16 protein-coding genes and 1 pseudogene are annotated in these 17,786 nt (G+C 68.6%); 9 read left to right on the forward strand and 8 right to left on the reverse strand.

Annotation, left to right across the window (positions count from 1 at the left end; translation table 11 throughout):
• Positions 1-2 precede the first annotated feature (2 nt).
• Positions 3-614, reverse strand: a complete 612-nt coding sequence (locus tag ABQE89_RS19410; protein WP_448419572.1) for a TetR/AcrR family transcriptional regulator — start codon at positions 612-614, stop codon at positions 3-5.
• Positions 615-717: 103 nt separating this feature from the next.
• Between ABQE89_RS19410 and ABQE89_RS19415 the strand changes: the two genes are divergently transcribed.
• On the forward strand, positions 718-1,731 hold the full coding sequence (locus tag ABQE89_RS19415; RefSeq protein WP_448419574.1) for an NAD-dependent epimerase/dehydratase family protein: 1,014 nt from the start codon (positions 718-720) through the stop codon (positions 1,729-1,731).
• Positions 1,732-1,742: 11 nt separating this feature from the next.
• The gene (locus ABQE89_RS19420) at positions 1,743-2,549 is read left to right on the forward strand and encodes an SDR family NAD(P)-dependent oxidoreductase (RefSeq protein ID WP_448419576.1); all 807 of its coding nucleotides are present in this window, start codon (positions 1,743-1,745) and stop codon (positions 2,547-2,549) included.
• Positions 2,550-2,615: 66 nt separating this feature from the next.
• Here ABQE89_RS19420 and groL read toward each other — a convergent pair whose 3' ends face one another.
• A complete protein-coding gene (gene groL / locus ABQE89_RS19425) occupies positions 2,616-4,241 on the reverse strand; it encodes a chaperonin GroEL (RefSeq protein WP_448419578.1) in 1,626 nt (541 codons plus the stop codon).
• Positions 4,242-4,519: 278 nt separating this feature from the next.
• On the opposite strand from groL, the gene ABQE89_RS19430 reads away from it, so the two are divergent.
• Positions 4,520-5,431 (forward strand): SDR family NAD(P)-dependent oxidoreductase, encoded by a 912-nt coding sequence (locus ABQE89_RS19430; RefSeq protein WP_448419580.1) that lies wholly within the window; start codon positions 4,520-4,522, stop codon positions 5,429-5,431.
• Positions 5,432-5,451: 20 nt separating this feature from the next.
• Entirely contained in the window at positions 5,452-5,961 is a 510-nt protein-coding gene (locus ABQE89_RS19435; protein ID WP_448419582.1) for a cupin domain-containing protein, read from the forward strand.
• A gap of 4 nt (positions 5,962-5,965) precedes the next feature.
• Here the strand turns inward: ABQE89_RS19435 and ABQE89_RS19440 are convergent.
• Positions 5,966-8,487, reverse strand: a pseudogene (locus ABQE89_RS19440) (ABC transporter); the annotation flags it as partial.
• Between the two features lie 221 nt (positions 8,488-8,708).
• On the opposite strand from ABQE89_RS19440, the gene ABQE89_RS19445 reads away from it, so the two are divergent.
• Positions 8,709-10,406, forward strand: coding sequence for a DEAD/DEAH box helicase (locus ABQE89_RS19445; protein ID WP_448419584.1), 1,698 nt, complete (start codon positions 8,709-8,711; stop codon positions 10,404-10,406).
• A gap of 31 nt (positions 10,407-10,437) precedes the next feature.
• Here the strand turns inward: ABQE89_RS19445 and ABQE89_RS19450 are convergent, their stop codons facing one another.
• Genes ABQE89_RS19450 through ABQE89_RS19470 form a run of 5 tightly spaced genes read right to left on the reverse strand, consistent with a single transcriptional unit; the run spans position 10,438 to position 14,076 of the window.
• Entirely contained in the window at positions 10,438-10,932 is a 495-nt protein-coding gene (locus ABQE89_RS19450) for an SRPBCC family protein (protein WP_448419586.1), read from the reverse strand.
• A 36-nt stretch (positions 10,933-10,968) separates the two neighbouring features.
• A complete protein-coding gene (locus ABQE89_RS19455) occupies positions 10,969-11,250 on the reverse strand; it encodes an addiction module protein (protein ID WP_448419588.1) in 282 nt (93 codons plus the stop codon).
• Entirely contained in the window at positions 11,250-12,068 is an 819-nt protein-coding gene (locus tag ABQE89_RS19460) for an HAD-IIA family hydrolase (protein WP_448419590.1), read from the reverse strand. The genes ABQE89_RS19455 and ABQE89_RS19460 overlap by 1 nt, the downstream gene beginning before the upstream one ends.
• Before the next feature lie 26 nt (positions 12,069-12,094).
• The gene (locus ABQE89_RS19465) at positions 12,095-13,522 is read right to left on the reverse strand and encodes a PH domain-containing protein (RefSeq protein WP_448419651.1); all 1,428 of its coding nucleotides are present in this window, start codon (positions 13,520-13,522) and stop codon (positions 12,095-12,097) included.
• A 53-nt stretch (positions 13,523-13,575) separates the two neighbouring features.
• Positions 13,576-14,076, reverse strand: a complete 501-nt coding sequence (locus ABQE89_RS19470) for a PH domain-containing protein (protein ID WP_448419592.1) — start codon at positions 14,074-14,076, stop codon at positions 13,576-13,578.
• Between the two features lie 23 nt (positions 14,077-14,099).
• On the opposite strand from ABQE89_RS19470, the gene ABQE89_RS19475 reads away from it, so the two are divergent.
• From ABQE89_RS19475 to pssA, 4 genes are read left to right on the forward strand one after another with little or no spacing between them, the layout of a single operon-like run.
• Positions 14,100-15,008, forward strand: a complete 909-nt coding sequence (locus tag ABQE89_RS19475) for an SDR family NAD(P)-dependent oxidoreductase (RefSeq protein WP_448419594.1) — start codon at positions 14,100-14,102, stop codon at positions 15,006-15,008.
• A complete protein-coding gene (moeA, locus tag ABQE89_RS19480) occupies positions 15,008-16,201 on the forward strand; it encodes a molybdopterin molybdotransferase MoeA (protein WP_448419596.1) in 1,194 nt (397 codons plus the stop codon). Before ABQE89_RS19475 ends, moeA begins: the two co-directional genes overlap by 1 nt.
• A gap of 40 nt (positions 16,202-16,241) precedes the next feature.
• On the forward strand, positions 16,242-16,940 hold the full coding sequence (locus tag ABQE89_RS19485; protein WP_448419598.1) for a phosphatidylserine decarboxylase: 699 nt from the start codon (positions 16,242-16,244) through the stop codon (positions 16,938-16,940).
• Complete coding sequence (gene pssA / locus ABQE89_RS19490) at positions 16,937-17,785, forward strand: CDP-diacylglycerol--serine O-phosphatidyltransferase (protein WP_448419600.1); 849 nt, start codon at positions 16,937-16,939, stop codon at positions 17,783-17,785. Before ABQE89_RS19485 ends, pssA begins: the two co-directional genes overlap by 4 nt.
• Position 17,786: the final 1 nt, after the last annotated feature.

The following is a 17,786-nucleotide window of genomic DNA, read 5'->3' on the forward strand; positions in this document are numbered from 1 at the left end:
CCTCAGGGCGCGAACATCGCCGGAAGGATGGCCCGCAGCAGGCCTTCGTCGCCGCCATACTCCGGCGGACCGGGCTCGGCGAGCAGGCTGAACGCGATGCGCCCCATCCAATGCGCAAGCAGTTGCGGTGCGACGTCGGCACGGACCTCCCCGGCGGCAGCCGCTTCGGCGATGCGATCGCCCAGCACCTCGTAGATCACCTGGCGCCAGGACTCCGAATGCTCCACGGCGCGGTGAGTCCAGGTCAGGTCGTTCGCCGAGATCAGCGATTGCAGCGCCGGCGACTTTCGGCCGATCTCGACACCGGTCACGGTCGCGGTGATCACCCGCTCCACGAACGGCATGTCGGCTTCGAAGCAGCGATTCACGGCGGCCATCACCTCCTCGATCGCGCGCATGAAACAGGCGGCCAGGATCGCGTCACGGTTGGGAAAGTAGCTGTAGACCGTCGTGCGGTGCACGCCCGCCTTGGCCGCGATGTGGGTCATCTTGGTGCGACTGGGTCCACGTTCGGCGTAGCAGGCTTCGGCGGCGCTCAGCAGTCGCTGCCTGGCCTCGTCCTCGTCGAGGACGACGCCGTCGCCCCACGCGGGCGCCCGATTCGTCGCTGTCACGGCCCCATCAGACATTCCAGCAGTATGACGCACTGTTGATAAAAACTACACTTTTCCATATTGTGTCGTTTGGCCGGTACCGGCTCGTCTGAGGGGATCCGCGTTGACCAACGCCACCGCTAGTGCGCGCAAACTCGTGATCGGAGCCAGCGGCTTCCTCGGCTCCCACGTCACCGGGCAACTGGTAGAGCGCGGCCACCAGGTGCGAATCATGTTGCGGCACAGCAGCTCGACCAAAGCGATCGACGACCTCGACGTCGAACGGCACTACGGCGACATCTTCGACGATGCGGCACTGCGCGAGGCGATGGCCCGCTGCGACGACGTCTTCTACTGCGTCGTGGACACCAGGGCGTGGCTGCGCGATCCCGCGCCGCTGTTCCGCACCAACGTCGAGGGCCTTCGACACGTGCTCGACGCCGCGGTCGACAGCGACCTTCACCGGTTCGTGTTCACCAGCACCATCGGCACCATCGCGCTCAGCGAGGACGGTCGCCCCGTCACTGAAGATCTCCCGTTCAACTGGATGGACAAGGGCGGCGCCTACATTCGGTCCCGGGTACAAGCCGAGGAACTGGTGTTGGAGTACGCGAAACACCGCGGCCTGCCTGCGGTGGTGATGAATGTGTCCAACACCTACGGCCCCGGCGACTATCAGCCGACACCGCACGGCTCGCTGGTGGTCGCGGCCGCTGCCGGCCGGATGCCGGTGTATCCCAAGGACATCGCGTCGGAAGCGGTCGGTATCGAGGACGCCGCCACCGCACTGATCCTGGCCGCCGACAAAGGCCGCGTCGGCGAACGCTACATCGTCTCCGAGCGCTTCATCTCCGCGCGTGAACTGTACGCGACCGCCGCCGTCGCAGCGGGCGGTAAACCGGCGCGGTTCGGCGTCCCCCGAAAAGCCCTGTACGCGCTGGGCTTTGTCGGTGAGCTGGCGGCGCGGGTGCTTCGCCGCGACATGCTGCTGGGCACCCTGTCGGTCCGGTTGCTGCACATCATGTCGCCGATGGACCACAGCAAGGCCGCGCGCGAATTGGGCTGGACACCGGAACCGATTCACGATGCGGTGCGCAAGGCCGTCGAGTCCTACCGGGCACAGGGCCTGGTCCCCTAGGAGCGAACACGATGCGAATTATCGTCACGGGCGGCAACAGCGGGGTCGGCAAGGCGACGGCGGCCTCGCTGGCCGCCGCCGGCCACCGGGTGCTCATCGCGTGCCGCGACGTGGCCAAGGGAGAACAAGCCGCGGCGGGCATGGCCGGCGAAGTCGAGGTGCGCCAACTGGACCTGGCCGACCTTGCCGATGTGCGGCGGTTCGCCGATACGGTCGACACCGTCGACGTATTGGTGAACAACGCAGGCGTATTGGGTGTTCCGTTGCAGCGCACCGCAGATGGCTTCGAGATGCACATGGGCACCAACCATCTCGGCCATTTCGCTCTCACGTGTCTGCTCGGTGACCGGATTCGCGACCGGATCGTGGTGGTGGCCAGCACCAACCATCAACTGGCCCGTCTGCATCTCGACGATCTGAACTGGCATCGACGCAAGTACCGGATGTGGTCGGCATACGGCGAGTCGAAGCTGGCCAACGTGCTGTTCGTGTCCGAACTGGTGCGCCGGGGCCGCACCGCCTACACGTCGGACCCCGGGATGACCGACACGGCGATCACCCGCAACAGCTCCGGAATGCTTCGCCGGGCAAGCGTTCTGCAGTCCCGCATCGCCCAGACCCCCGCCGACGGCGCCCGCTCGACCATCCAGGCCGTCACCACCGATCTACCCAACGGCACATACATCGCTCCCCGTGGGCTCGCACACCAGTGGGGCGGACCGAAACCGACCAAGCTGCGTGCCCACGCACGAGACCCGCGCAGTGCGCGCCGCCTGTGGGACCTCTCCGTCGAGCTCACCGGCTGCGATCTTCGGTAATCCTGGCCGCAGAGACGAAGAAGCCCGGGGTGCCGAAGCACACCCGGGCTTTTTCGTTGGACGGACTTAGAAGTCCATGCCGCCCATGCCGCCGGTCGGGTCGCCCACGGGAGCGGCCGCCTTCTCCGGCTTGTCGGCGACGACCGCCTCGGTGGTCAGGAACAGCGCCGCGATGGACGCCGCGTTCTGCAGCGCCGAACGCGTCACCTTGACCGGGTCGGCCACGCCTGCCTTGAGCAGATCCTCGTAGTCACCGGTCGCGGCGTTCAGACCGGTGCCCGCAGCGGAGTTGCGGACCTTCTCGGCGACAACGCCGGGCTCCAGACCCGAGTTGAACGCGATCTGCTTCAGCGGGGCTTCCAGCGCCACCTTGACGATGTTGGCGCCGGTGGCCTCGTCACCGTCGAGCTTGAGGTCGTCGAGCGCCGGGGCCGACTGCAGCAGGGCCACACCGCCACCGGCGACGATGCCCTCCTCCACGGCGGCCTTGGCGTTGCGGACCGCGTCCTCGATACGGTGCTTGCGCTCCTTGAGCTCCACCTCGGTGGCAGCGCCGGCCTTGATCACCGCAACACCGCCGGCCAGCTTGGCCAGGCGCTCCTGCAGCTTCTCGCGGTCGTAGTCGGAGTCGCTGTTCTCGATCTCGCTGCGGATCTGGGCGACCCGGCCCGCGATGGCCTCGCTGTCGCCTGCGCCCTCGACGATCGTGGTCTCGTCCTTGGTGACCACGACCTTGCGCGCCTTACCGAGCAGCGAGACATCGGCGGTCTCCAGTGAGAGGCCGACCTCCTCGCTGATGACCTGACCACCGGTGAGGATGGCCATGTCCTGCAGCATCGCCTTGCGGCGGTCACCGAAGCCCGGCGCCTTGACGGCGACCGACTTGAAGGTGCCGCGGATCTTGTTGACCACCAGGGTCGACAGCGCCTCGCCCTCGACATCCTCGGCGATGATCAGCAGCGGCTTACCCGACTGGATGATCTTCTCCAGCAGCGGCAGCAGATCCTTGACGGTCGACACCTTCGAGGACACGAGCAGGATGTAGGGGTCCTCGAGGACCGCTTCCTGACGCTCGGCGTCGGTGACGAAGTAACCCGAGATGTAGCCCTTGTCGAAGCGCATGCCCTCGGTCAGCTCGAGCTGCAGGCCGAAGGTGTTGGACTCCTCGACGGTGATGACACCCTCGTTGCCGACCTTGTCCATGGCCTCGGCGATCAGTTCACCGATCTGCGTGTCACCGGCCGAGATGGCGGCGGTGTTGGCGATCTGCTCCTTGGTCTCGACCTCCTTGGCCGACTTGAGCAGGGTCTCGGTGATCTTCTCGACGGCCTTCTCGATGCCGCGCTTCAGGCCCAGCGGGTTGGCGCCCGCCGCGACGTTGCGCAGGCCCTCGCGAACGAGTGCCTGGGCCAGCACCGTCGCCGTCGTCGTTCCGTCTCCGGCGACGTCGTCGGTCTTCTTGGCGACCTCCTTGACCAGCTCGGCGCCGATCTTCTCGTAGGGATCCTCCAGCTCGATCTCCTTGGCGATGGACACACCATCGTTGGTGATCGTGGGGGCGCCCCACTTCTTCTCCAGGACGACGTTGCGGCCCTTGGGCCCCAGCGTCACCTTTACCGCGTCGGCGAGGCTGTTCAGGCCCCGCTCCAGGCCGCGGCGGGCCTCTTCGTCATACGCAATTGTCTTGGCCATTGCGAAGTGTTCCTCCGGATTGGGGATGCACGTCTCTCGGCCGGGTGCAGTGCCCGCGACGGACGGCTTCGGGTGTGCTCCGCTGGTGCGGCCCCTCGCCTCACCGTCCCGACCTAGCACTCACCGGTCGCGAGTGCCAATTGCATTCTTAGCACTCGACCAGGGAGAGTGCAAGGTCGGTTACGGTACCCGCAGCCCGTTCAGCACGACATCGACGAGCCACGATGCGGCAACAATCGGAGTGCATGCTCCGTTTCCCACCCTTCCGAGGAGACCCCATGGCCAAGTGGACAACAGCCAACATCCCCGATCAGACCGGCCGTACCGCGGTGATCACCGGCGCCAACACTGGCCTTGGCTACGAGACTGCCAAGGAACTGGCCGCCAAGGGCGCCCACGTCGTGCTGGCTGTCCGCAACGTGGACAAGGGCAAAGACGCCATCGAACGCATCACCGCGGCGGTCCCCGGCGCCGGCGTCGCCATCCAGGAGCTCGACCTCGGTTCACTCGAATCCGTCCGCGAGGCCGCCGCCGCGCTGCGGTCCGACTACCAAACCATCGATCTGCTCATTAACAACGCCGGGGTGATGATGCCGCCGAAGTCCACGACCAAGGACGGTTTCGAATTGCAGTTCGGCACCAACCATCTGGGGCATTTCGCGCTCACCGGCCTCCTGCTGGACCGCCTGCTGGCGGTACCGGGCTCCCGCGTCGTCACGGTCAGCAGCTCCGGGCACCGCGCAAGCCGCCGCGGAATCCGCTTCGACGACCTGCACTGGGAGCGCGGTTACCGCCGGGTGGTCTCCTACGGTCAGTCCAAGCTCGCCAACCTGATGTTCACCTACGAACTGCAGCGCCGACTGACCGGCACCACCACGATCGCGGCGGCCGCACATCCGGGCGGCTCCAATACCGAGTTGGCGCGCAACCTGCCCGTCGCGGTGCGCTTGGCCATGTCCGCGCTGGCGCCGATGATGCAGGGCCCCGCGATGGGGGCACTGCCGACCTTGCGGGCGGCCACCGACCCCGGCGTGCTCGGCGGGCAGTACTTCGGCCCGGACGGGTTCGGCGAGCAACGCGGCCACCCGAAGCTCGTCGAGTCCATTCCGGCCTCGCACGATTTCGCCGCCCAGCAACGGCTCTGGGCCGTGTCGGAGGAGTTGACCGGAGTCACCTTTCCGGTCGGCTGACTATGGCAGGCTGACCACCGATGTCACTCGTCGATCCCCGGCAGGTGCCGCCTTACCCACCCCCGCGCTACACCGCACCCGAACCGCAGGCCAGTGCCTGGGTGCGGCGCGGCACCCAACCGGCCGATTACGACTCGTTCGGGTTGGTGAAGTATCACTACCTCGCCGACCAGAAAGCCACCGCCGGGGATTACGGGCTGTACCGCGTCGAGATCGCACCGAAGGGCGGCGGCCCGGGACCGCACTTCCACCGCGCGATGTCCGAGGCGTTCTTCGTCCTGTCCGGAACGGTCAAGCTCTACGACGGCAACGGCTGGACCGACGGACATGCCAACGACTTCTTGTACGTGCCGCCTGGAGGCATCCACGGGTTCCGCAACGAGGCCGACGAGCCGGCGTCGATTCTGATGCTGTTCGCGCCCGGCGCGCCGCGCGAGCACTACTTCGAGGGCTTCGCCGCGCTGGGCGACTTGACCGACGACGAGCGTCGGGAGTGGTTCATCAAGAACGACAACTTCTTCATCGAGTGACCCACCGCGCCGCCAGATACGGCGCCGTCCGGCTGCCCTTCGCCTGACTCACCTTCTGCGGAGTGCCCGCCACGACGACGCGACCACCGTCGTGGCCCGCGCCCGGTCCCAGGTCGATCACCCAGTCCGCCCCGGCGACCATCCGCATGTCGTGTTCGGCCACCACCACCGTGTTACCCGCGTCGACGAGGCGGTGCAGTTGCGCGTCGAGCAGATCCACATCGGCCGGATGCAGCCCCGTCGTCGGTTCGTCGAGGACGTAGAGCGTGTGGCCGCGGCGGGGCCGCTGCAGTTCGGAGGCCAGCTTGATGCGCTGGGCCTCCCCGCCGGACAACTCGGTGGCGGGCTGGCCGAGCCGCAGATATCCCAACCCGACCTCGCGCAGCGTCGCCAGGCTGCGGGACGCGCCCGGGATGTCCGCAAGAAACTGTGCGGCTTCGTCGACGGTCATGGCCAGGACGTCGGCGATGGAGTGGTCGCGGTAGCGCACCCGCAGCGTGGCTTCGTTGTAGCGGGCGCCCCCGCACGTCGGACAGGTGGCGTATGTGCCTGGCAGGAAGAGCAGTTCGACCGATACGAAGCCCTCCCCCCGGCAGGTCTCGCATCGGCCTTCTGCGACGTTGAACGAGAACCGGCCCGCCGTCCAGCCCCGGCGGCGTGCCGCCGGCGTCGCGGCGAACGCCCGCCGCACGGCGTCGAACAGGCCGGTGTAGGTGGCGAGCGTCGAACGCGGGGTGCGCCCGATCGGTCGCTGGTCGACAGCGACCAGTCGGTCGATCACGTCGACGCCCTCGGCCGTTACCCCGATGCTGGCGTCGTGATCGAGGTCGACGATCTCGGCGTCGAAATCGTCGGTGTCACCGTCGCTTTCGGCCAGGCCCACGTCGCGGCCCAGATGACGCTTCACCACATCGCCGAGAACCTTGACCACAAGCGTCGACTTACCTGAGCCGGACACACCGGTGACGGCGGTGTAGACGCCGAGCGGCAGGTCGACATCCACGTCGCGCAGGTTGTGAAAACAGATGCCCCGCAATAAAAGCTGCGATGCCGGTTCACGAGGGGCCCGCGGTTCGGCCGCCTCGCCACCGAACAGGAAGCGACGGGTGATCGACTCGTCGACCTCCTTCAGGCCGGGCACGGGTCCGCTGTAGAGCACCCGCCCTCCTAGCTCGCCTGCGCCGGGGCCGACGTCGACGATCCAGTCGGCCCGGCGCACGACATCCATGTCGTGCTCGACGATGAACAGTGAATTACCCGCCCGCCGAAGGCGATCCAGCACATCGAGCAGCGGCTCCGCATCGGCGGGATGCAGGCCGGCCGACGGCTCGTCCAGCACGTAGAGCACCCCGAACAATCCGGCTCGCAACTGCGTGGCCAGACGCAGCCGCTGCAGTTCACCCGGCGACACGGTCGGGGTGCGACGGTTCAGCGTCAGATAGCCGAGGCCGAGGTCAACGAGCACCTGGATACGCGCGACCAGATCGGCGGCGATCATCGTGGCGACCTCGGTGTGCTCGCCGGACTCTGTCGACTCGAACGCCGCCGCGGCGTCGTGCGGGCCGCGGTCGGGCGCAGCACATCGGCGAGGTCGGCCAACGGCATCGCGACGAAGTCGGCGATCGTCCGACCGGCGAAAGTCACCTTCAGCGCCTCAGGTCGCAGACCCGAGCCGTGGCACAATCCGCAGTCCACGCTGTCGACGTACTGCAGGACGCGACGGCGCATCGTCGCGCTCTGCGAGTTCGCCAGCGTGTGCCGGACATGGCGTTCCGCGCTGGAGAAGGTTCCGTTGTAGTAGTAGTCGGCGGTGACCGGATGCTGGCTCGGATCGATCTCGACGGTGGGCTGCTCGTCGGTGAACAGGATCCAATCACGTTGGCGCTTGGCAAGTTTGCGCCACGGCTTGTCGATGTCAAACCCCAGCGTGATGAGGATGTCGCGCAAATTCTGTCCCTGCCAGGCGCCCGGCCACGCCGCGACGGCGCCTTCGCGAATGGTCAACGAGGGGTCCGGCACGAGCGTCTGCTCGGTCACCTCGTGGATCCGGCCGATACCGTGACACTTCGGGCAGGCACCGACGGCCGTATTCGGAGAGAACGCATCGGAGTCGAGTCGTTCGGTGGCGCCGCGCGGATACGTCCCAGCACGGGAGAAGAGCATCCTCAGGAGGTTGGACAGGGTGGTGACGGTGCCGACCGTGGACCGTGACGTGGCCGACCCCCTGCGCTGCTGCAGTGCCACGGCGGGGGGCAGCCCGGTGATGTCGTCCACCTTCGGCGCGCCGGTCGGCAGCAACAGTCGTCGCGCATACGGCGCGACCGACTCGAAGTACCTGCGCTGCGCCTCGGCGTAGATGGTGCCGAACGCCAGCGACGATTTGCCGGAACCGGAGATGCCCGTGAACGCCACCAGCGCGTCGCGCGGCGCGGCGACGTCGACGCCCCGTAAGTTGTGTACGCGGGTACCGAAGACACGAACGCACGGGTCGATGTCGTCGCTGGGCGTGGTGGGGGTTGCCGACATGGTTGGCGCAGAGTACCCACGTCGCGCCAGGACAACCAGCGTGTTAGCTGTGGGTGCTTTCGGGCCGTCTGTAACGCGGCGTCGGCCACTCGGCGCCGGCGGGCGGATCGCGGCCACTGGCCACACTCGACACACCGGCCGCCCCGGCGACACGCCACACAGAGATGCGCGGCCGTAATCCCTTGCGCTAGGCTGCTGTCCGATCAGTGAGGAGTCTTTGGGTGCGGGCAGACACAGCGCCCGACACCCAGGCTTTGCGAGGCTGGCAGCGTCGGGCATTGGTGCGGTATCTTGGTGCCAAACCGCGTGATTTCCTCGCTGTCGCGACCCCGGGCGCGGGTAAGACTACGTTTGCCCTGCGCGTGGCCGGCGAGCTGTTGGCCGACGGTACCGTCGAGCGCATCACCGTCGTCGTGCCGACCGAGCATCTCAAGATCCAGTGGGCGCTGGCCGCCGCCAGGCTCGGCCTGTCGCTGGACCCGAAGTTCTCCAACAGCGCCGCGCACCACTCGTCCGAGTACCACGGCGTCGTCGTCACCTATTCCCAGGTGGCCAGCCACCCCACCCGGCACCGGGTGCGCACCGAGAACTACCGCACCCTCGTCGTCTTCGACGAGATCCACCACGGCGGTGATGCGAAGAGCTGGGGCGAGTCCATGCGCGAGGCGTTCAACGACGCCACCCGCCGACTGGCGCTGACCGGCACACCGTTCCGCAGCGACGACAGCCCGATCCCGTTCGTCACCTACGAACCCGACGGCACCGGGGCGATGCGCTCGCGCGCCGATCACGTCTACGGGTACTCCGAGGCGCTGGCCGACGGCGTGGTGCGGCCCGTGGTGTTCATGGCCTATTCCGGCGAGGCCCGCTGGCGAACCAGTGCTGGTGAGGAGTACTCCGCGCGTCTCGGCGAACCGCTCAACGCCGAGCAGACCGCGCGGGCATGGCGCACGGTGCTCGACCCGAACGGCGAATGGATCCCCGCGGTGCTGCAGGCCGCCGACACCCGACTCAGCCAGCTGCGTAACGGCGGTGTGCCCGACGCGGGCGCGATGGTGATCGCGTCGGACCAGAAGGCCGCGCGCGCGTACGCCAAGGTGCTGACGACGCTGACCGGTGAGGCGCCGACGCTCGTCCTCTCCGACGATCCCGGCTCCTCGGACCGCATCGCGGAGTACGCCACGGGCACGTCCCGGTGGCTGGTCGCGGTGCGCATGGTCTCCGAAGGCGTCGACGTGCCGCGCCTGGCCGTCGGCGTCTACGCGACGTCCGCGTCCACCCCGCTGTTCTTCGCGCAGGCGATCGGCCGCTTCGTCCGCTCCCGGCGGCCCGGCGAGACCGCGAGCATCTTCCTGCCGTCGGTGCCCGCGCTGCTCGACCTGGCCAGCGAGATGGAGGCACAGCGCGACCACGTGCTCGGCAAACCGCACCGCGAGTCGCAGGGCGAGTGGGACGACGCGGCGCTCGAGGACGCCAACAAGCAGAAGGACGAGCCGGGCGATCCGGCCAACGGCTTCGAGATGTTGGGCGCGGACGCCGAACTCGACCAGGTGATCTTCGACGGCTCGTCGTTCGGCACCGCGGCGGCCGTCGGCAGCGAGGACGAGGCCGACTACCTCGGCATCCCCGGCCTGCTCGCCCCCGACCAGATGCGGGACCTGTTGCGGCGCAGACAAGAAGAGCAGATGACGCGTCAGACCGCATCGGGCGAGGTGCCGCGGGTCTCCACGCACGGCCAGCTGCGCGAACTACGCAAGGAACTCAACACGCTGGTGTCGATCGCCCACCACCGCACCGGTAAACCGCACGGCTGGATTCACAACGAGTTGCGCCGGATCTGCGGCGGGCCACCCGTCGCCGCGGCCACGACCGATCAGCTGCGGGCGCGCATCGAGGCCGTGCGCACGCTGCGGGCCTGACACCACCGTCCGCGAGCGGGGAGGGGTCGGACTAGCGCGACTCGGCGATCGAGGCGAGGTTCTTCAGCGAGTTGTCGAGGTGCTGCGGCTCGAACGGCGGGAACTCGATGTCGCGCATGTGCGGCACCACGTTCGACCAGTCGTAGGTCAACGTGACCGCCGTCTGCTCTGGCCCCGATGCTTCGAGGTCGTATCGCCAGATCCACCCGCCCCATTGGAGCTCAGTGCCGTTCATCAGATAACCGCGCTGCTCGGGACCCTGGCCCGGCTGCCAAGCGATGGCGTGCGGCTGGTCGAAAACCTCGAGTAGGTTGGCCATCTCGTAGTGCTTCTCGGGATGGTTGTCGTGATACATGGCCATCCGGAAGACCTGGCCGACCTCGGTCAGCGGTTCACCGTCGAGCGGCTCGCGTACCCATCCGGTCCCGTCGATCAGCTGATGCGTCGACGGGTCGGCGAGCACCTCGAACACGGTCTCGATCGGGGCGTTGACGATTGTGGTCGCGTGGAGGTGTTGTTCTGTCATGTCGATACAGACCGCGGCGGGCGCGAGAAGTCATCGTCAGAACACTCCGCAGCCGGCCACGCCGCACAGGTGCGAACTGACCAGCAGCACCGGCCACAGCGCCACCATCACCGCCAGCGCCGCCAGATCCGCGAAGATCGTGAAGTCGCCGGACAGCGCCGACTCGAGTTCACCCATCAACTCGATGTGCAGCGCCGTGTAGATCACCCCGAAGATGAGGTAGCCCAACGCGAGCCACAGCACCAGCTCCAACACGGTGTTGACACCGCGCTTGAACAGCGCCTGCTCCATCCGCTCCCACAGATTCTGATCGGCCATCACAGCCCCAGCAACGCGGGCAGGTCGGCCACCGACTCCACGACGTGGTTGGGCTGCATCGCGAATTCGTCGGCGGCCCACCGGTCCAGCGTGTCCTGACGGAACTTGCCGGTCCGGACCAGCACACCGGTCATGCCGACGACCTGGCCGGGCAGCACGTCGTTGGTCAGGTCGTCGCCGACCATGTACATCTCGTCGGGATCCACGCCCAGACGGTTCGCCGCGGCCAGGAACCCCTCCGGGGCCGGCTTACCGACCGCGGTGGCCTTACGCCCCGAGGCGGCTTCCATCCCCGTCAAATACATACCGGTGTCGATGCGCAGGCCGTCGGTGGTCGTCCACGCCGTGCTGCGGTGCATCGCGACCACCGGCACGCCCTGGGCCATCCAGTCGTAAACCCACGACAGCGTGGTGTGGCTGTACTCCGGGCCCGCCCCGCCGAGCAGGACCACGTCGGGGGTTTCCGGGGTCCGCGGCCCGCTGGAGTCGCTGGAGTACACGAAGTCGACCCCGGGCATGTCCTCCTCGGCGATGCGGCCGTTGTTGACCAGGAAGCACCGCGCGTCGGGGTAATGGTTGCGCACATACTCGGCGGTGAGCACCGCGGCGGTGATGATCTCGTCGGCGCGTACCGGCATGCCCGCATCGGTGAGCAGATCAGCGATCTGGGCCCGGGTGCGGGTGGTCGTGTTGGTCAGATATGAGCAGGCGATCTGCCTGTCGGTCAGCGTTCGCAACGTGTCGGCCGCGCCCGCGATCGGCTTCCACGACGTCACCAGGACACCGTCGATGTCGAAGAGCACCCCGCCGATAGCCATGGCCACGACCCTAAACGGCCGTTGTCTCAGCGCAACTCCGCCACCCACCTGCTGTCGGCCACCCAGGGCGACGCCTCCGCGGCGATCGACCACGCCAACCGGGCCGGGACGTCGACCACCCGGTACTGTTTGACCCCGGCGGCGGTGGCCGCGATCAGCGTCGCCACGCCCGCCCTGCGCTGCATGAAGGTCTGGCGCACGGTCCAGCCGATGATGCCCGCAGCGGCGATGCAGTCGCGCCTGCGGTGCAGGCTGCCCGCCCGCGCGACCAGCCATCCGTCCCCGACCCGGTGCCCGAGCGACCGCGCCCGGTCGTTCGCCAGCAGCGCGCAGCATCCGGTGCCCACCGCCCACAACGCCCACGCCCACGCCCACGCCCACGCCCACGGTGGCACGGTCGCCACCAGCATGAACACCGCGACGACCGCGGGAAGGGCCAGCGCCCTGGTCCACCGCCTGCGGGTCGCCGCGGGCCCGTGGCCACGCAGCGGGCCGCTCACCGCGTCGGGCCTGCCGATCAATTCGCTCAGCACGGCCTCGGCGGTCGGCTTCGGACACGGCGGCAACAGCATCGAGGCCTCGCCCGCCCCGCCGACCCCCGTCATCACCGCGTCGAGCCGGGCCCCGCCGAACAGCCGCACCAACAACGGCTCCCGCAACGTCCCGCCGCGCAGCCTGCGCATGTCGTAAGTGTGCTCGCGCCGCCGCAGCAGGCCGTGTTGTAGATGCAGCACGTCGGCGTCCTTGCGTAACAGCAGGTTTCCGTGGGTCAGCAACGACTGCAGCACCGACAACACCACGGAGGCCACCAGCACCACCACCACGACGGCCGCGACCACGGTCACCACCCCGAACCGGTCGGCGGCCGCCGCGCCCGAGCGCTCGATCATCGACTCCTGCAGTGCCGCACCGACGCCCGCCTGATAGACCAGGCCGACAGCGGCCGCGATCATCGCCAGACCGGTGAAGGTCAGCGGGCTGTAGCGCAGCCAGGACGGCTGCCAGCGGGCCAGCACCCGACCGGGTGCGATCGGCTGGTCGTCGGCGGGTGCCAGCGAGTCGGCCAGCAGGATCGCGCGCAGCCTGGGCGCCTCCTCGGCGGGTACCGCGTCGAGCGCGAAGGCGGCGTCGCCGGCGGCCTGCTGTCCGGTGCTCAACCGCAGCACGGTCAGACCGAGCAGCCGGTGCAGCAGCCGGGCGTCGGTGGACACCGAGCGAATCCTGTTGCGCGGCACCGAGAGCACCTTGCGCTGCAGCACACCCTCGCGCAGTTGCACCTCGCTGGGTCCGATGCGATAGGTCGTCGTGAACCACCGCGCGATGCCGAACGCCACCGTCAGCCCGAGCACGGCGAACGCCACCAGATTGTTGCCGGTGGCCGAGCCGAGCAGCACGGACCCGATGAGCACCGGGATCTGCCGGATCACCTCGTGCACCGGATGCACCAGCAGCATGCGCGGACTGAGCCGTTGCCAGCCCGGTTCGGCGGGCGGCGGGTGGGGTCCGGTCACGTCGCGTCCTCGGTGCCGATCGCGGCGATGTCGGTCAGTTGCGCGACGACCTGGTCGGCCACGTCGGAGTCCAGCGCGACGATGCGCACCGCCCCCGCCGACGACGCCGTCGTCACCGTGACGTTGGCGAGCCCGAACAACCGGTCCAGTGGACCGCTGTAGGTGTCGACGGTCTGGACCCGCGAGATCGGCGCGATGCGGCGCTCCTGCACCAGCCAGCCCGTGCGGGTGTACACCGCTTCGGGGCTGACGTCCCAGCGGTGCACGCGGTAGCGCCACAGCGGGACCACGACGACGAACACCAGCACGCCGAGCGTGGTGGCCGCCGCCGCGATCGCGTTCAGCCACCACATCCGGTGGTCGACGACGAACCACACCACCTGCGCCATCGCCAGCACAAGCCACGGAATCGCCGCGCCGACCGCCCAGACCAACGGTGCTTTCGGGCTCGGCCGGCGGGCGGGGTCGACGAGATCCATGTTTCGAGCATGACGCATCCACCGCTGAGTATGTTGTGGCCATGAGCAAATGGACGGCCGCCGACGTGCCCGATCAATCCGGCCGGGTGGCCGTCGTCACCGGCGCCAACAGCGGTCTGGGTTACGACACCGCGGCGGCGCTTGCGGGCAAGGGGGCGCACGTCGTGCTCGCGGTGCGCGACACGCCCAAGGGCAACGCCGCCGCCGACCAGATCAGGAAAGCCAACCCCGACGCCACGGTCACGCTTGCGCAACTCGACCTGACGTCGCTGGACAACGTCCGCGCGGCGGCCGACGAGCTGCGCACCAAGTTCCCCCGCATCGACCTGCTGATCAACAACGCGGGCGTGATGTATGTGCCCAGCCGCGAAACCACCAAAGACGGCTTCGAGATGCAGTTCGGCACCAACCACGTCGGCCACTTCGCGCTGACCGGCCTGCTGCTGGAGAACATGATCGGCGTGCAGGGCTCGCGGGTGGTCACGGTCAGCAGCGTCGGGCACCGCATCCTGGCCAAGATCCGCTTCGACGACCTGAACTTCGAGCGCAACTACAACCGGGTCGCGGCCTACGGGCAGTCCAAGCTCGCCAACCTGTTGTTCACCTACGAACTGCAGCGGCGCCTGGCCGCCAAGGGCGCCCCCACCGTCGCACTCGCCGCGCACCCCGGCCTGTCCGACACCGAGTTGATGCGCCACCTGCCCAGCCTGATCCCCGATTTCGTGTGGAAGATCGCCGCCCAGCCCGCTGCCAAGGGCGCGCTGCCGACCCTGCGCGCGGCCACCGACCCGCAAGCCCAAGGCGGGCAGTATTACGGGCCCGATGGCATCGGTGAGGTCAAGGGCAACCCGAAAGTCGTTGCCTCCAGCGCACAATCGCACGACGAAGCGCTTCAGCGCCGGCTGTGGACGGTGTCTGAGGAGTTGACCGGCGTGACCTACCCGCTCTGATGCGCAGCGTCGAGGAACATCGTCGCGTCGTCGCCGACCTGATCAACCCCAGACCTGCGGTCACCGCGCCGCTGGCCGACACTCTGGGGCTGGTGCTCGCCGAGGACGTGGTGGCGCCGCTGTCGCTGCCCGGCTTCGACAATTCGGCGATGGACGGATATGCGGTGCTCGCCGAGGACGTCGCGTCCGCGTCCGACGAGCGGCCCGTGCTGTTGCCGGTCGCGGAGGACATCCCGGCCGGCCGCACCGACATGCTCACCCTGAAACCCGGTACCGCACACCGGATCATGACCGGCGCGCCGCTGCCCGCCGGTGCGACGGCCGTCGTGCCGGTCGAGGCGACCAACGTCGCCACCGACACCGTCGAGATCCGCGCGAGCGCCAAACCCGGCAGGCACATCCGCCGGGCGGGCGAGGACGTCACCGCGGGCACCACGGTGCTTCGCGCGGGTCAGGTGCTCACCCCGGCGGCACTGGGCCTGGCGGCCGCGCTCGGGCTGGGCGAGTTGACCGTGATCCCGCGGCTACGGGTGCTGGTGTTGTCGACCGGTTCGGAACTCGTCGCCCCCGGCACCCCCCTGCAGCCGGGCCAGATCTACGAGTCCAACGCGGTGATGCTCGCCGCCGCGGTGCGCGAGGCGGGCGCCGAGGCAGTGGTCGCCCCGATGACCGCCGACGACGTCGAGACGTTCCGCGCCACCCTGGCCCGCCACACCGGTGAGGCCGATCTGGTGGTCACCACCGGCGGAGTCAGCGCGGGCGCCTACGAGGTCGTCAAGGACGCGTTGAGCGGTTCCGTGGAGTTCGTCAAGGTGGCCATGCAGCCGGGGATGCCCCAAGGCAGCGGCACTCTTGACGGCACTGCGATCGTCACCCTGCCCGGCAACCCGGTCAGCGCTCTGGTGTCGTTCGAGGTGTTCATCCGCTCGCCGCTGCGCGCTGCGATGGGCCAACCGCACCCCGACCGCCCACGCCGCACCGCGGTGTTGACCGAGGACCTCACCTCCCCGGCCGGTAAGCGCCAGTTCCGCCGCGGCGTGTTCGACGCCGAGGCAGGCACGGTCACCAGCTACGGACCGCCGGCATCGCATCACCTGCGCTGGCTGGCGTCGTCGAACTGCCTGTTGGAGCTCGACGAGGACACGACCGAACTGGCCGGCGGTTCACAAATCCGGGTGTGGGATCTGGCGTGAATCCCGGCGTCTGCGGGCACGCCCGTAGAATCGGCCCACGATGGCCAGACGCCCCGACCTCCGATCAGGCCCCGCCCGGCTGGCGGCGCTGGTCCGGTCCTCGATACCGCCCATGCACCCCGCAGGTCTGCCGTTCGTCGGCGCGAGCCTGGCCGTGGCCGCGCTCGGCCGCAAGAACAGCTGGGTGCGACGCGCCGGGCTGGCATCGGCCGCGGCCAACGCCGCGTTCTTCCGTCATCCGCCCCGCGTGCCGCCGACCCGGCCCGGGCTGGTCGTCGCACCCGCCGACGGGCTGGTCTGCCTGATACAGGACGCGGTGCCGCCGGCCGAACTCGGGCTGCCCGCAACGCCGTTGCCGCGGGTGAGCATCTTCCTTTCGGTGTTGGACGCACACGTGCAGCGCGCCCCGATCGGCGGCGAGGTGATCTCGGTCGAGCACCGGCCCGGGCTGTTTCACTCCGCCGAACTGGAGGCCGCCAGTGAGGACAACGAACGCAACAGCGTGCTGATCCGCACGCCCGACGGCGTCGAGGTGATCGCCGTGCAGATCGCCGGCCTGATCGCGCGCCGGATCGTGTGCGACGCCAAGGTCGGCGACAAACTCTCGATCGGCCAGACCTACGGCCTGATCCGCTACGGCTCCCGCCTGGACACCTACCTGCCCGCCGGCTCCGACATCCTGGTGACCACGGGCCAGCGCGCACTGGCGGGCGAGACGGTACTGGCCGAGCTGCCATGATCAAACCCCGGGTGAAACCAGTGGTCAGCCTGCGCATCCTGCCCAGCGCAATGACCGTCGCGGCGATCTGTCTGGGCCTGAGCGCGGTCAAGTTCGCCCTCGACCAACGCCCCACCGAGGCCATGGCGTTTCTGGCCGCCGCCGCCATTCTCGACGCGCTCGACGGTCGGATGGCCCGCGTGCTGAAGGCGACGTCACGGATGGGCGAGGAAATCGACTCACTGGCCGACGCGGTGAACTTCGGTGTGGCACCGGCGTTCATCGTCTACGGCACGCTGCTTTCGCAGTCCCGCGTCGGCTGGATCGTGGTGCTGCTCTACGCGGTGTGCATCGTGCTGCGGCTGGCCCGGTTCAACGCGATGCTCGACGTCGACAAGCCCGCCTACGAAAAGGAGTACTTCGTCGGCATGCCCGCACCCGCCGGTGCCATCGGCTCGATCGGCCCGCTGGCCGCCAAGATGCAGTTCGGCGACGGCTGGTGGACGTCGGAGCCCGCGGTGGTGATCTGGATGGTCGGGGTGTCGTTGCTGGTGGTCAGCACCATCCCGATGCGCAAGATCCACACGTTCTCGGTGTCGCCCAACATGGTGGCTCCGCTGCTGGCGCTGCTCGCCATCGGTGTGACGGCGGCGATCCTCTACGGCTATCTGGTGATCCTGCTGATCATCGCCGCCTACGTCATCCACATCCCGTTCGCGGTCCGGACCCGGCGGTTCTTGGCCGCGCATCCGGAGATCTGGGACGACAAACCCCGCCAACAGCGCGCGGTCCGGCGAGCCATCCGGCGGGCGCAGCCACACCGCAGGTCCATGCTGCGACTCGGGTTGCGCAGGCCGGGCTCCTGAC

The sequence above is a fragment of the Mycolicibacterium sp. XJ1819 genome, from assembly GCF_053483675.1.